Annotated in this window: 13 protein-coding genes; all 13 read right to left on the minus strand. The window is 42.7% G+C overall.

The window, feature by feature from the left end; genetic code table 11:
- Positions 1-131 precede the first annotated feature (131 nt).
- The 13 genes from CXF88_RS03655 to CXF88_RS03715 all read right to left on the minus strand — a co-directional run bounded on the left by CXF88_RS03655 (position 132) and on the right by CXF88_RS03715 (position 13,521).
- Positions 132-1,337, minus strand: a complete 1,206-nt coding sequence (locus tag CXF88_RS03655; RefSeq protein ID WP_101085415.1) for a flagellin — start codon at positions 1,335-1,337, stop codon at positions 132-134.
- A gap of 185 nt (positions 1,338-1,522) precedes the next feature.
- Positions 1,523-2,737 (minus strand): flagellar hook-associated protein FlgL, encoded by a 1,215-nt coding sequence (gene flgL / locus CXF88_RS03660; protein WP_101085417.1) that lies wholly within the window; start codon positions 2,735-2,737, stop codon positions 1,523-1,525.
- Between the two features lie 10 nt (positions 2,738-2,747).
- Positions 2,748-4,673, minus strand: coding sequence for a flagellar hook-associated protein FlgK (gene flgK / locus CXF88_RS03665; RefSeq protein ID WP_101085419.1), 1,926 nt, complete (start codon positions 4,671-4,673; stop codon positions 2,748-2,750).
- Complete coding sequence (flgJ, locus tag CXF88_RS03670) at positions 4,673-5,830, minus strand: flagellar assembly peptidoglycan hydrolase FlgJ (RefSeq protein WP_197708406.1); 1,158 nt, start codon at positions 5,828-5,830, stop codon at positions 4,673-4,675. The genes flgK and flgJ overlap by 1 nt, the downstream gene beginning before the upstream one ends.
- A gap of 17 nt (positions 5,831-5,847) precedes the next feature.
- On the minus strand, positions 5,848-6,954 hold the full coding sequence (locus CXF88_RS03675; protein WP_101085423.1) for a flagellar basal body P-ring protein FlgI: 1,107 nt from the start codon (positions 6,952-6,954) through the stop codon (positions 5,848-5,850).
- A gap of 10 nt (positions 6,955-6,964) precedes the next feature.
- Complete coding sequence (gene flgH / locus CXF88_RS03680; protein WP_101085425.1) at positions 6,965-7,639, minus strand: flagellar basal body L-ring protein FlgH; 675 nt, start codon at positions 7,637-7,639, stop codon at positions 6,965-6,967.
- Between the two features lie 9 nt (positions 7,640-7,648).
- Positions 7,649-8,437, minus strand: coding sequence for a flagellar basal-body rod protein FlgG (gene flgG / locus CXF88_RS03685; protein WP_101085427.1), 789 nt, complete (start codon positions 8,435-8,437; stop codon positions 7,649-7,651).
- Positions 8,438-8,448: 11 nt separating this feature from the next.
- Positions 8,449-9,192, minus strand: a complete 744-nt coding sequence (flgF, locus tag CXF88_RS03690; RefSeq protein ID WP_101085429.1) for a flagellar basal-body rod protein FlgF — start codon at positions 9,190-9,192, stop codon at positions 8,449-8,451.
- 292 nt (positions 9,193-9,484) lie between these two features.
- Positions 9,485-10,864 carry a flagellar hook protein FlgE gene (flgE, locus tag CXF88_RS03695; RefSeq protein WP_101085431.1) on the minus strand — a complete coding sequence of 460 codons (1,380 nt, stop codon included), beginning with the start codon at positions 10,862-10,864 and terminating at the stop codon, positions 9,485-9,487.
- A gap of 60 nt (positions 10,865-10,924) precedes the next feature.
- Positions 10,925-11,710 (minus strand): flagellar hook assembly protein FlgD, encoded by a 786-nt coding sequence (gene flgD, locus CXF88_RS03700; protein WP_101085433.1) that lies wholly within the window; start codon positions 11,708-11,710, stop codon positions 10,925-10,927.
- A gap of 23 nt (positions 11,711-11,733) precedes the next feature.
- Positions 11,734-12,150, minus strand: a complete 417-nt coding sequence (gene flgC, locus CXF88_RS03705) for a flagellar basal body rod protein FlgC (protein WP_101085435.1) — start codon at positions 12,148-12,150, stop codon at positions 11,734-11,736.
- Positions 12,151-12,152: 2 nt separating this feature from the next.
- The gene (gene flgB, locus CXF88_RS03710; RefSeq protein ID WP_101085438.1) at positions 12,153-12,551 is read right to left on the minus strand and encodes a flagellar basal body rod protein FlgB; all 399 of its coding nucleotides are present in this window, start codon (positions 12,549-12,551) and stop codon (positions 12,153-12,155) included.
- Positions 12,552-12,687: 136 nt separating this feature from the next.
- Positions 12,688-13,521: a protein-glutamate O-methyltransferase CheR gene (locus CXF88_RS03715; protein ID WP_101085440.1), complete on the minus strand. Its 834-nt coding sequence runs from the start codon at positions 13,519-13,521 to the stop codon at positions 12,688-12,690.
- Positions 13,522-13,554 lie beyond the last annotated feature (33 nt).

The following is a 13,554-nucleotide window of genomic DNA, read 5'->3' on the forward strand; positions in this document are numbered from 1 at the left end:
AAAAAACCTTTAGAAAAATATTAAAAATAATTTTTGCTATTTACATATACTAAAAAAAAACCTTAAAAATCAAAAGTCAAAAAGCAGGACATATGTCCTGCTTTAATATCAAACTAAAATCATCACCATTTTTAGCCCAATAATGACAAGGCGGTCTGCGGTAACTGATTAGCCTGAGCTAACATCGCTGAAGAGGTTTGTGATAAAATCTGTTGCTTTGTTAATTCAGCGGTTTCTGAAGCAAAGTCCACGTCTTGAATACGGCTACGAGCATCTGACACGTTTGACTGAATATTATTCAAGTTATTAATGGTGAAACTCATTCGGTTTTGAAATGCCCCCAAATCTGCACGGCTACTATCAATCATTCCTATTGCACCATCTATGGCGGCTAGTGCTGATTGAGCTCCTTCTTGACTAGAAATATCAACATCATCTATGGCGGAAACCACTGATGAAGCAGTTGCTACTGCTGTGGCCACTCCAGTTGAAATATCTGTACCAGTGCCAGCGCCACCATCATCAATCGTTGCGGTTTTGATTGCAAGGTTTTCTGGTGAGCCAGAAGCCAAACCGCCAGCATATACGAGCCCTGTGCCTGCGCTGTCAACGGTAACACTTACGCCGGTATCCGCTAAAGAAGTGTTAATCGCTGATGCTAAACTACCAATATCTGTTGCATTAGTTAAATCAACTGTTAAATCTGTAGCTACACCATCAGCATCAGTGTGAGTAAATACAAGAGCCTCGTCACCACCTCCCGCAGCAGCAGTGAGTCCAGCTACATTCGCTGAAGCTACAACACCACTAACAGCAAAACCTTCTTGACCTATCATATCAGCAGAAACATCTGTTAAAGTAAGTGAAATAACTTCATTGGCATTTGCGCCGACTTGAAAGTTTTTAGTCCCATAATTACCATCAAGTAATTTCTGACTACCAAACGAAGTGGTATCTGAAATTCGAGTTAATTCATCTTGGAGAGCACTTAATTCTTTTTGCATTGATGCACGGTCGTTAGCCGAATTCGAACCGTTGGCAGATTGCAATGAAAGGTCTCGCATACGTTGCAAGATATTGGTCGATTCTTGCATCGCGCCTTCTGCTGTTTGCGCCATTGATATCCCATCATTGGCATTACGAGCTGCCACACCTAACCCATTTATTTGGCTGGTTAATCTGTTAGCAATTTGTAAACCTGCGGCATCATCCTTTGCGCTGTTGATCCGTAAACCTGATGATAAACGCTCCATTGACATGGAAAGTTTGCTGTTAGCGCCGTTTAGGTTGTTTTGCGCTTTCATTGATGTGACGTTGGTATTAACTGAAATAGCCATATGTAAAATTCCTCTTCTTAGTTGAACGCCAAGACTCGGAGCTTGGCTAAACGGTTAATCATTAAACTGTTTAATGTGTGGTAACTCTTATTTAAATCTTGAAAGTACATTTAAATCTTTAAGCATATATCTTGGAGCAAGCAGTTAACTCTTAAAGTAAATAGCCAAACCTTGGTCCAAACTCTTTATATATAGTCAAACAAACTGGTCGAACTTACTTTGCTGAACAAACTCGATGCTGCGCTGAGTGCGAGTTGTTGCTTTTCAAATTCGGTAATTGCCGAGGCAAAATCTAAATCTTCTAACTTTGATAGAGCCGAGGTGTTAATCAACTTTTCATCAATATGATTGTCGCTATACTGCTGCAGCACTTTCAGGCTGTTGCCGGTTAAGCTACGTTGCTGACTCATTTGATTGACGCCACTATCAATGTTATTCAAGAGCTGTGCCAACTCTGCTTGACCAGCAGGTGTTTGTGTATCGTTGCCGCTTTCGAATAATGCGATAGCCTTGCTGAAAGTATCGAAAATGCTGACTTGTGGCTGTTGTTCGATAGTAAAGGTGTCATTAACTGCAGGCTTGCCGTCTATTGTTACTTCCATGTCTCTAAACTTAATCGGCGCAGAAGCGTCGAAGGGAGCGGCTACAGATACGATAGCTGGCGTACTGTCGCTCACCTCTACACTTAAACCACCAGCACCGTCATCGCTAAATTTAAAGCTATAGGTATCAGCTACATGCGCGACTGCTGGTGTTTGCGGTACGATTTTGGCGCTAGATACAACAAAGTCGCCTTGCTGAGACGGCAAATAATTGACACCATAGTCGCCCATGGCATTGGGTGCATTCATAAAGGCGGCGTCGCCTGGCACATTAGTATTAACTTGTACCCCTGCAGCAACATTGCTTTTACGAATACCGGAATCACCGCTGTAAACCACATCACCATTATTATCGAAAGCAAAAGGTGCACTGTTGGTTTTATTGCCCGCAAAAATATAATTACCCGATTCGTCTTTGGTATTGGCAATGGACATTAATTGTTCAAGACTTTGACGCATGTCATCGGCAATCACTTGCCGCTCGGCGGAAGTCATGCTGCCGTTAATGCCGCGAAGCACAGACTCTTTCATGCTGCCAACTAAGGTATCGGCTTGACCTAACTGGCTTTCGGCTTGTTGAATGTGATTAGTGGCGTAATCAATGTTTTTTACAAATTGATCTATTAAGGTATTTTTTTGCTTTAAGTTATCAATGCCGATGGCTGCAACTGGGTCGTCACCAGCGGTATTGACTCTTTTACCACTATCAATCTGCGCTATGATGCTATTGGTGGCAGATTGCTTGTTTAATATGCTATTGGTGTTTTGCTGAAACATCTGTCCGGTAGAAATTCTCATGATGTATCTCCTAGCGAACCGAGCTTAATAAAGTATCGAAAATGGTTTGTGCTGTAGTCATAATTCTGGCGGCTGCTTGATAAGATTGTTGAAAGCGCAATAAGTTTGCTGCTTCTTCATCAAGGTTTACACCCGATTCACTTTGCACTCGGGTACTAGCTTGTTGATATATTGCCGTCGCCGAGCTCACGCGCACTTCAGCAGACTTAGTTTGGCTACCAATATCTAATTTAGTATTTTCAAACACGCTGGTTAAGGTGCCAGTGCCGTTATTCATTAATTTAACGTCTGATAATTTGGCCATTTCAACTGCGTTGCTGTTGTTGCCTTCGGCAAATGCTAAATCAAACGTAAAGCTATCTGCGGTACCACCAGTACCGCTAGTGGTAATGTCAAAATCCATACCAAAGGCATTGATGTTGTTATTGCTAATCGTGCCTGTGCCTAATGAAGTACCCGAACTATCAAAGGCTTCATAAGTATTAGGAACAGCAGCAGTATTTAACTCAAAGGTAATTGATGAGCCATTAACACTTTGAAAAACAGCGTTAGTTGAGTCCATGCTGTTTAAGCTAATTGCCGTATTTCCAGAATTACTCGTATCGGCCGTTAACGTTGGCCCTGCAGCGGCAATGCCTTTAGGGTCGGTCATCACTACTTTTAAACCTGCAGCAGCACCAGCCGTTGGACGAATTTCAAACTTATCACCATCCGCTATTGGGCCGCCGGCAACATTAATGCTAAAACCTGCACTACTTGTTAATTGAGTACCCGATAATGTTAAGTTTGATACTTTTCCGGTTTGATTATCTGTTAATTGATAACCATTCGCTGTGGTAAAACTTAGTTGGTAGGTGCTTCCTGACAATGCGCCAACATCGTCAATATTGACCGACATGGCTGCCGTACCGCTATTAGTAGAATGACTTCCGACACGGCCAGATGCCATTAATGGGTCGTTAATATCACGAAAAATATCACTACCAACGTCACCATTTAAATCAAAACCTTTGGATTGCATTTCGTTAAAGGTGTCTGCTATGCCTAATGCTAATTGACCGAGTTCAGTACTGGCCGGTAATAAGGTGTCGTCCCTAAATGAAAATAGTGCGCCAAGTTGACCGCCTAATTTAGACGGGTCAATGTTAAGGGTTTTATCGCCAATAGAGGCATTAATGCGTGGTTCATTTGGATAAGGATCGCCGGTACTGATGCCCATCGACATCGACACTTCACCTGACACCAACATTACTGAGCCGCCCAGCATAATTGACTTTGCGCCGGTATCTAAAGGGATGACATTAACCTGAGCATACTGGCTGAGCTCTAAAATGAGTGCGTCTTGTTTGTCTAGTACTTGACTGTCTTGGTCTTGAGATTTCATCAACTCTAAATTAATGTTGCCTAGTTCTTTACTGATTTCATTAATACGGGTGGTAATGGATTCTATTTGGCTATTGGTTTGTTTCACCTGGCCATCTAGTTGTGATTGCATTTGATTCAGACCAGCGGCTAACTGTTGCGCAGAACTTAAGCTGTTAGTGCGAATACCAAGATCTGTTGGTAAATCGGCCACACTATTGATGCTTGCAAAAAAGTTGTTTAGATTTTCTGGGACCATTTTGCCAATTTGAGAATAAATCTGGTCTAGCTCACTTAACTTACTGTAAGACGTTTCAGCCGCACTCATGCTTGTTTGACCGATGCGTAATTCACGTGCAGCAAACTCGTTGTAAACACGTTTAACATCGGACACATACGTGCCGGTGCCATAAAAATTATTGCCCAAGCGTTGTGATTCTAATGATGACTGGGTAGCAACTTGTCTGTTGTAACCTTCAGTATTGGCATTGGCAATGTTATTACTGGTCACACCTAACTGAGCTTGAGATGCTTGGACGCCTGTGCGAGCGATATTGAGTAAGTCAATCGACATTATTTAGTCTCCACAGGTAATATAGATTTAAGGCCTTCTTTTACCGACTTCATCACATTGATGACTTTATTGGCATATTGAGGGTCGGTGGCGTAGCCGGCTTTTTGCAATGCTTTAATAAACTGAGTTGGCTCGCTGGCAACTTTACGTGCATCCTGATAACGATCGCCTTGGCTAATAAATGACACAAAGTCATTAAAGCTCTGTTCAAGGTTGTCATACATTCTGAAATCCGCTTTTTGTTGCACCGCAATGCCCTTTTCAAATTCCAATGTATTGACTGAGGTTTTATCACCTTGCCAACGCTTGTCTGCTTTGATATTAAACAGGTTATGACTCATAGTACCGTCGTTACGGCGTACCACTTTTTGGCCCCAACCGGTTTCTAACGCTGACTGGGCAATTAATACCTCAGCTGAGGTGCCTAACGATTTAGCCGCTTTTTCAGCATGGGGATACAAGACTGAAATAAAATGTTCTGGGCTAGTAAATTGACTCACTGCAATGCCTTTAGCTTTAGGAACTGCAAAATCTGTTTGCGGCAATACCTTGCCTACTTGTACCGCTTGACTGGCTAATTGCTCACCGCGCAATACACTATTTAACTGTTCACCGTTTAACACATTTGTAAGTTGGGCTGACATTGGTCGCATCGATTCGGCGCTATCTATAACAGAATGGGCTGTATCAGAATTAGCGATTACTGAATGCGATGCGGCTATTTGATCTTTTGGCGCAATAATATCGAGAGTGTCTTTATCTAATTCTGTTGCTGGAGCAACAAACATACTTGGGTTAACTTTATAATCACTATTGCCACGTAATACCGATGCTGGCGTAATGGGGCTATCATCTGGGTCTAGTTGCTGCACCATCATCTCAGCCAAGCCCAACATGCCTTTATTAGATAAATCGACTGACATTTGCTGATCGCGCATTTGTTCAAAAAACGCAGTGGTTTCACTGTTCATTGGATTGTCTGACTTAAACGCGGCATTAGCATCTCGCATGCTTTTCATCAGCATTTGAATAAAAATACCTTCAAATTGCTTTGCTGCTTCTTTAAGTGCCCCCTTCTCGTCTTTCTGGGCTTGGACACGAAGTGAATCTAGTCCTCCTAGATCCAGAAAGTTCGATGAAGCTGACAACTTTTCCATAGTCATTCCGACAATTATTAGATAATGATAAGTTCACCATGCAAAGCGCCTGCCATTTTTAACGCTTCGAGTATGGCAAGTACGTCTGATGGTGCTGCACCCACTAAATTCACGGCTCTTACAAGCTCATCAAGTGTGGTACCAGGATTAAACATAAACATACGACGATCTTTTTCTGACACATCAATCGTACTATTTGTGGTAACAACCGTATCACCGCCGGCTAATGCGTTGGGTTGTGATACTTGGGTGGCTTCAGCAATGGTGACAGTTAATCCACCGTGAGTGACAGCAGCGGGTAATAACTTGACGTTTTGGCCAACCACTATGGTGCCGGTACGTGAGTTAACAATCACTTTGGCTGATTCTTCTGCTGGTATAACTTCAATGTTTTCTAATACCGATAAAAACGACACCCGCTGTGATGCATCGCGTGGCGCGCTCACTTGAATAGAAGTGGCGTCAATGGCCTTTGCCATATCCGGACCCAGTAAATCGTTAATCGCATCTGCGGTGCGTTTGGCGGTCGAAAAATCTGAGCGACGTAAATTGAACGTAAGGTAATCACCGCTAGCAAACGGACTAATAACGCTGCGCTCAACAATGGCACCACCTGGAATGCGGCCAACGGTTGGGGTATTTTGGATCACCAATGAGCCATCAAGCCCTTCAGCACTAAAACCACTGACAATTAAACTGCCTTGAGCAATGGCATACACATTGCCATCGACCCCTTTTAGGAAGGTTTGTAATAAAGTACCGCCACGTAAACTTTTTGCTTCGCCTAAACTGGACACGGTAATGTCAAGATTTTGACCCGGCTTAATAAAGGCAGGCATTTCGGCATGCACCGCAACGACAGCGACGTTCTTTGAATTAGGACGAACAGAGTCTGGTAAATTAATGCCGAAATTTTTGAGCATGGTTCTGAAGGTTTGTTCGGTATAACGGGTTTTCTCCCCAGTACCTGGCAAACCGACCACCAAGCCATAACCGATTAATTGGTTACTTCGCACCCCTTGAATACTGGCGATGTCTTTAATCCGTTCTGCATGTGCAGGTGCGGTTAGCATAAGTATTGATGCGACTATCGATACAGCCGACGTAATCAGTTTAATTTTCATGCATTACTCCTTAAAAAGGCCACCAGTCACTCATAAAGAATGAACTCAGCCAACCGACTTTTTGGGAGTCAGCAAACGTACCGGTACCGCTATACTGAATACGAGCGTTAGCCACTCGTGTCGAATCGATTGTATTGTCTGGATTAATGTCTTCGCTGCGGATCATTCCGGTGACACGAATAAACTCATCACCGTTGTTAATAGAAATCCATTTTTCACCGCGGATCACCAAGTTGCCGTTACTGAGCACTTGGATGATATTGGCCGAAATACTGCCATCTAAACTGTTAGACTGATCGGCGTCAGACTCGCGCTTGGTATTCATGCTGTCGGAGTAACCCAAATCAATTGGGACACCACTGATGGAAATATTTTTACCGCCGGCATAAATGGGCTCTACACTTAAATCTGAGCCTTTTTTGATTTCGTTATTGGCGCTTTTCGACGCTTGAGTGGACTCTTTTAAGGTCACGGTAATAATGTCGCCGACGCGATGCGCACGAATATCGGAATACAAGCTTGATGCTTGGCTATCAAGATAAATAGATCCCGTTGGCGCCACCTGCGTAGGAACGGTATCTGGGTATACCGGCGCATAAAATGGGTCATCAGCAATCGGTTTCTTGGCAGTAGAACTACAGCCAGCCAATAACACTACTGAGGCTAACGCAATGTATTTAATCATGTTAGCTCCTTAGAGATTCTGATTAATATAAGACAACATCTGATCAACTGCCGAGATAACTTTAGAGTTCATCTCGTAAATACGTTGACCTTGAATAAGGTTGACCAACTCTTCTGTTACATTCACGTTAGACGTTTCTAGTGCTCCTTGGCGAATAGAACCTAAGCCGTCTTGCGACGCTGTACCTTGAATCGGTGTGCCACTTGCACCCGTTTCGGTATACAAGTTTTGTCCTAACGGGTCTAAACCTGCCGGATTAATAAAATCGGTCATGGTTAACTGACCAATAACTTGACTGGCTGCGGTACCAGGGGTTTGCACTGACACTTCGCCCGATGCCGATACCGTAATACTGGTGGAATCATCCGGGATGGCAATTGGCGGTTGCACCACATAACCTGAACCTGGGGTTACAATCTGACCGGTATCATCTAAGCTGAACTGGCCATTACGCGTGTAGGCTGCTGTGCCATCTGGCATTTGCACTTCAAAAAAGCCCGAACCTTCAATCATTAAATCTAATGAGTTATCGGTAGTCAGCATGTTGCCTTGGGTAAACATTTTTTGGGTAGCAACAACTTTAGTACCCGCACCAATGTTTAAACCATTGGGTAACTTGCTGTTGTCTGAGCTAATGCCACCGGCTTGATTAACCGTTTGATAAAGTAAGTCTTCAAATACCGCACGACTTTTCTTAAATCCGACAGTACTGGCGTTGGCCACGTTATTTGAAATAACGGCAATGTTAGTTTGCTGGGCATCGACACCGGTTTTACTTATCCATAACGCTGGATGCATAATAATTACTCCTAACTAATTCTCATCAAGGAAGTGGACGCCCGATCAATTTCTTCAGCGTTCTTCATCATTTTGACTTGCATTTCGTATTGACGTTGAATATCAATCATGGCAACCATTTCATGCACTGAGTTCACATTACTGCCTTCAACCGCGCCGCTTTCAACTTGAACGCCGGGGTCGTTTGGTGCATTGCCACCCGCAGTTAAGCGAAACAACCCATCTTCACCGCGCATTAGGTTTTCGTTGCCAGGATTAACTAATTTAATCCTCGCGACCTCTTCTATCACTTCCGCGGTTGCTCCTTGCGGACGTACTGAAATAATACCGTTGGCGGAAATTTCTATTTTCTCAACCGGGATGGGTAACACAATCGGACCCGAAGCTCCCATTACAGGGCGGTTACTGCTATTTAACAACAAACCTGTACTGTCAATTTTTAAACTGCCCGCACGGGTGTATCCTTCAGAACCATCTGCCGCTTGCACTGCAAGCCAGCCATCACCCTTAACCGCAATATCAAGGTCACGACCCGTGGTTTTAATCGGACCACCGTTAAAATTACTGCCTGGGCTTTCCATCATCGAAAATACCCGTGTAGGCAAGCCTTCACCAAATGCCTGCATTGAACGGGCTTGGACCATGTCTGCTTTAAATCCATCAGTATTGGCGTTAGCAAGATTGTTCGCACTCACTGCTAGGGCATTCATCCCCTGCTTTGCGCCACTCATGGCAATATAAAGAAATTTGTCCATTTTTTGCTCCGTCAAACTTTCTGCAAAAACACTATATACACAGAATAAGCAAGCATCATGCCAATGGGGTAGTCGGTATTTTTAGATACAGTAATCAACTGAAATTGAATAAGAAAAATAAATAATGAGTCACGGTGGGTGTCAAAAAACAATCAATCAACACTAGGGAGGTACTAACGAGGAGTCACAAGGAGTAATGAGGAGTGACAAAAAGAAGGATAAAGGCAAGGTGTTGCCGTAAACGGCAACACCTATTATTACATAAGCATAAATTTATACTGTAAGCGTAAAATTAGCGGATCTGTAATATGGTTTGATTTAAAGTATTGTTGACTTCAAGCGTACGCGAGTTAGCCTGGAAGTTACGCTGAGCTGAGATTAAATCAACCAGCTCTGTGGTTAAATCAACGTTTGATTGCTCTAGCGCGGATGAACGAACGCTACCAAATGTACCACTATTGGCCTCACCGGCTAACGCTGGACCTGAATCTAAACTGGCTTTCCAAGAAGTGTTACCTACTTGTGTAAGCCCTTGCTCGTTAGCAAAACGAACTAATGCCACACGCGCTAACGGAACCGTTGAGCCATTACTGTAACTGGCCGTGACTAATCCGTCTGAGCCAATACCAACGTTAGTCAATCGGCCTACAGTAATACCATCTTGAGTCAATTCAGTGACTTCAAACGGTGATGCATACTGAGTTGGATTATTAAAGTTAACTTCAATCGATTGGGTACCATCAGCACCAGGGCCAAGCACATTAGCTCCAGTACTACCTAATGCTTCTGTATTAATCGTGGTTGGATTGCTAGTTGTATAAGCACCAACAGAGTTAAATTTAAGCACCGAACCAGCCCATACCGTTCCATCTTTTGGGTTAGTGGCTTCTGCCCGTCCTGCAAACGAGGTATCACCAATGCCATCGCCATCGGCGTCGACATCATAAACCCCTGCCGTATCAACATTTACAGGTTCACCGTCAACTGCATAAAACGCTACCCAATTACTTTCGTTAGTATAAGACGCGTTCAAAGGTTTAATAAAATAAGAGGTCATAATATGTGACTCACCTAGTGAATCATAAATAGTGACCGAGGTGGAATTATTAAAGGTGTCGGAATCTGCAGGATCAAAATTAGCAGGATCCAATGCTGACTCACCCACATTAAGGTTCATCTGTATGCCAATGCTTGCCGACTTAACTGGGCTACCCGCTGTATCAGGGATTTTAATCGGTTGGGTTGTGGTTAAACTGACCGATGTAGAGTTGCCTTCTTTATCAACAGGAAAACCTTGTAAAAAGTTACCCGCTGAATCGACCATATAATTTTCGGAGTCGACTTTAAACGCACCGGCACGAGTATAAGATTGATCTTGAGTGCCTAGCTCAGATGATGTGACGAAAAAACCGCCACCACTGATCGCCAAATCAAGCGAGTTACTGGTAAATTGTAAACTACCTTGGTGAAACTGTTGCGCAACCTGTGTGGTAGTGACACCGCCACCCACTGCAGTTTTACCGTTCGAGAAAATTGAATTGGCATAAACATCAGCAAATTCAGCACGAGACTCTTTAAAACCAATAGTATTGACGTTAGCGATGTTATTCGCAGTTGTATTTAAGTCTTTTTGCGCGGCAGCGATACCACTCAATGCGATGTTAAATGACATATTACACCTCTCACAATTAATTCATTTATGATGACAACTAACGGTTTGTTGTTAGCCGTACTATGTTTCAGATACTGCGAGTACGTCAGATAACTTAATTCCACCTACTCCACGCAAATTCAAAATTGCTCCTGTCGCTACTGTGCCCAATGACACACTGGTAACATGAGCGTAAGTCGATACGGCTAAATCTTGTGACGTTCCATCGACTTTACCACTGGCCTTAATGGCATAATTACCCGCTTTAGCTGGGTTGCCATTTTTATCTAGACCATCCCAAGTCACATCAACATTGCCGCCTTTACTGCCGTCAACATTAAAGCTCTTAATAAGTTGACCAGCCTCGTCTTCAACCCTTACCGTAATCGTTTCAATTGCTGAAGGTGTACTAATCACCCCTTTTATCTCAGAACTTTCAGTAGAGATAGCGCCGGTATCAGAAGGAATGAGCACTTTACGGCCAACCAAGCCTGAAGCTTGTAACGCCTGGCTAGAACTCATCACAGTATTAAGGTTAAGGATTTCATCATTAAGATTTGAAATACCATCGACTGTAGAAAACGATGCCATTTGGGCAATCATTTGATCGTTATCAACCGGTTTAAACGGATCTTGCATCGACAATTGCTGACTGAGTAAAGCAAAAAAATCTTCTTGCTTTAACATCTGATCTTTTGATTCAGGGATAGCACTTTCTTCAGGCAAACGAATTCCGTCAAGGAAAGGATTACCCGTAGTTGTGCTGGTCGTATTTGTCTGTACAGAACTTTTCGTTGTAGCGCTAGTATTAGATGCACTACTGGATTGTTGCGGTAAAGACTGACTGTAAGAATTAACGAGGCTCATTGTTACCTCCTTGAATAATCATACTATTTACCCATCCTTAATGTCTGTTGCAACATAGACTTTGTTGCATCAGCCACCTGAACGTTCATTTGATAAGAACGCGATGCAGAAATCATATCCGCCATTTCTTCCATCACATTGACATTAGGTTTATAGATAAAACCATCCCCATCCGCCATGGGATGGTCTGGCGAGTATTCTTTTAATAATGGCTTATTACTTTCGACAATGCCTTTAACGGTTACGCCAGGCGAACTGTTTTGCTGGCTATTGGCTTTTAGCATTTCGGCTTCAAAAACAGGATGACGCGCGCGGTAGGTTTTATCGACACTGCTAGACACAGAATCAGCATTGGCAATATTACTGGCGGTGGTATTCAAACGCACTGACTGCGCAGACATACCTGAACCAGAAACATTAAAAATATTAAATAAACTCATAATTAATCACCTCGCAATGCTTTACGCATGCCACTAAATTTTCCCTCAAGAAAGCCTAATGACATTTGATATTCGAGCGCATTTTGCATAAATGCTGCTTGCTCTTTCTGCGTATCGACAGTATTACCATCGCCAGTATCAGCTTGATTTGGCATACGATATTGAACATGCTGTTGACTTAACGCCGTTAAATCAAAATGTTTCTCTGTGGTTTGGCTCATACTCAAGCCTGTCTGATGCGAGCTTGCCGCTTGCATAGCAGAAGCAAAATTGACATCTTGAGCTTTATAATGAGGAGTATTGGCATTGGCGATATTACTTGAAATCACTTCTGCTCTTTGAGCTCGAATGCCCAAAGAGTATTGGTGAACACCTAATGCATTATCGAAATTAATCGCCATAAAATTGCCTCCATCAGCTAACTGGTAGAAATAAAGCAAAGGTTATGCCAACAATTTAATTTATGAGGTAATAAAAGATAAAAACAAACATGCCGACGAATGTCGGCATGATAAATAGATTAAGTTATTATATTATCTAGGTTTTCTTTTGATAATAAATCCCAGGATTACAGCGAACCATATTAAATTCTTCGGTTAATCCCGCAAGAGATTCTGACGCACCCAAAAATAAAATACCTTTAGGATTAAGTGCGGCAGCAAATTGCCGCAAAATTTTAGCCTTTGCCTCAGGAGCAAAGTAAATCAACACATTGCGGCAAAAAATAATATCGTATTTACCTAATAGGCTATAACTTTCAAGTAGATTATGGGCTCTAAAGTTAACTAATCGCTTCACATTATCTTTAACTTTCATGTTACCCGAAGGTAAAGCATCAAAAAACTGACGTTTACGTTCTTCAGACAAACCACGAGCAAGTGCTAAACCATCATATTCAGCATTTTTACAACGATCTAGCATAGAAGGTGATAAATCTGTTGCCTGAATTGTCGCGCCTCCTGGTAAAGCACCAGGTTTACGTTGTTGATATTCCAACACCGTCATGGCCAACGAATAAGGTTCTTGACCTGAAGAGCACGCAGCCGACCAAATTTTTAATGGCCTGCCAAGCTTACTGTATTCAGGCAATAGAGTATTGTGCAGTAATTCAAATGGATAACGGTCTCGAAACCATAACGTTTCATTGGTGGTCATCGCATCTATCACTTCAGCGCGCAGTTGCCGTTCTATCGGTTTCATCGACTTTTTAACTACCTCAGACAAAGAAGGCAAATTATGCTTCCCCATCAAAGGCGCTAAACGACTGCGGACTAAATATTGTTTGTTCTCACCTAACACAATACCGCTATGCTGTTCTAAAAACAGCCTAAATTGATTGTACTCTGCTTCAGCAAGTGATTTATCTGTCACATTATCTTCCTAATAGGTAAGCCTATGAACTCA

The sequence above is a fragment of the Shewanella sp. ALD9 genome (assembly GCF_002836315.1).
Lineage (GTDB): Bacteria > Pseudomonadota > Gammaproteobacteria > Enterobacterales > Shewanellaceae > Shewanella.

What these genes read in the sequence shown, in the direction of transcription:
- CXF88_RS03655 (WP_101085415.1), bottom strand. Translation starts at nt 1,337, where the DNA reads ATGGCTATTTCAGTTAATACCAACGTCACATCAATGAAAGCGCAAAAC.
- flgL (WP_101085417.1), bottom strand. Translation starts at nt 2,737, where the DNA reads ATGAGAATTTCTACCGGACAGATGTTTCAGCAAAACACCAATAGCATA.
- flgK (WP_101085419.1), bottom strand. Translation starts at nt 4,673, where the DNA reads ATGTCGATTGACTTACTCAATATCGCTCGCACAGGCGTCCAAGCATCT.
- flgJ (WP_197708406.1), bottom strand. Translation starts at nt 5,830, where the DNA reads ATGGAAAAGTTGTCAGCTTCATCGAACTTTCTGGATCTAGGAGGACTA.
- CXF88_RS03675 (WP_101085423.1), bottom strand. Translation starts at nt 6,954, where the DNA reads ATGAAAATTAAACTGATTACGTCGGCTGTATCGATAGTCGCATCAATA.
- flgH (WP_101085425.1), bottom strand. Translation starts at nt 7,639, where the DNA reads ATGATTAAATACATTGCGTTAGCCTCAGTAGTGTTATTGGCTGGCTGT.
- flgG (WP_101085427.1), bottom strand. Translation starts at nt 8,437, where the DNA reads ATGCATCCAGCGTTATGGATAAGTAAAACCGGTGTCGATGCCCAGCAA.
- flgF (WP_101085429.1), bottom strand. Translation starts at nt 9,192, where the DNA reads ATGGACAAATTTCTTTATATTGCCATGAGTGGCGCAAAGCAGGGGATG.
- flgE (WP_101085431.1), bottom strand. Translation starts at nt 10,864, where the DNA reads ATGTCATTTAACATCGCATTGAGTGGTATCGCTGCCGCGCAAAAAGAC.
- flgD (WP_101085433.1), bottom strand. Translation starts at nt 11,710, where the DNA reads ATGAGCCTCGTTAATTCTTACAGTCAGTCTTTACCGCAACAATCCAGT.
- flgC (WP_101085435.1), bottom strand. Translation starts at nt 12,150, where the DNA reads ATGAGTTTATTTAATATTTTTAATGTTTCTGGTTCAGGTATGTCTGCG.
- flgB (WP_101085438.1), bottom strand. Translation starts at nt 12,551, where the DNA reads ATGGCGATTAATTTCGATAATGCATTAGGTGTTCACCAATACTCTTTG.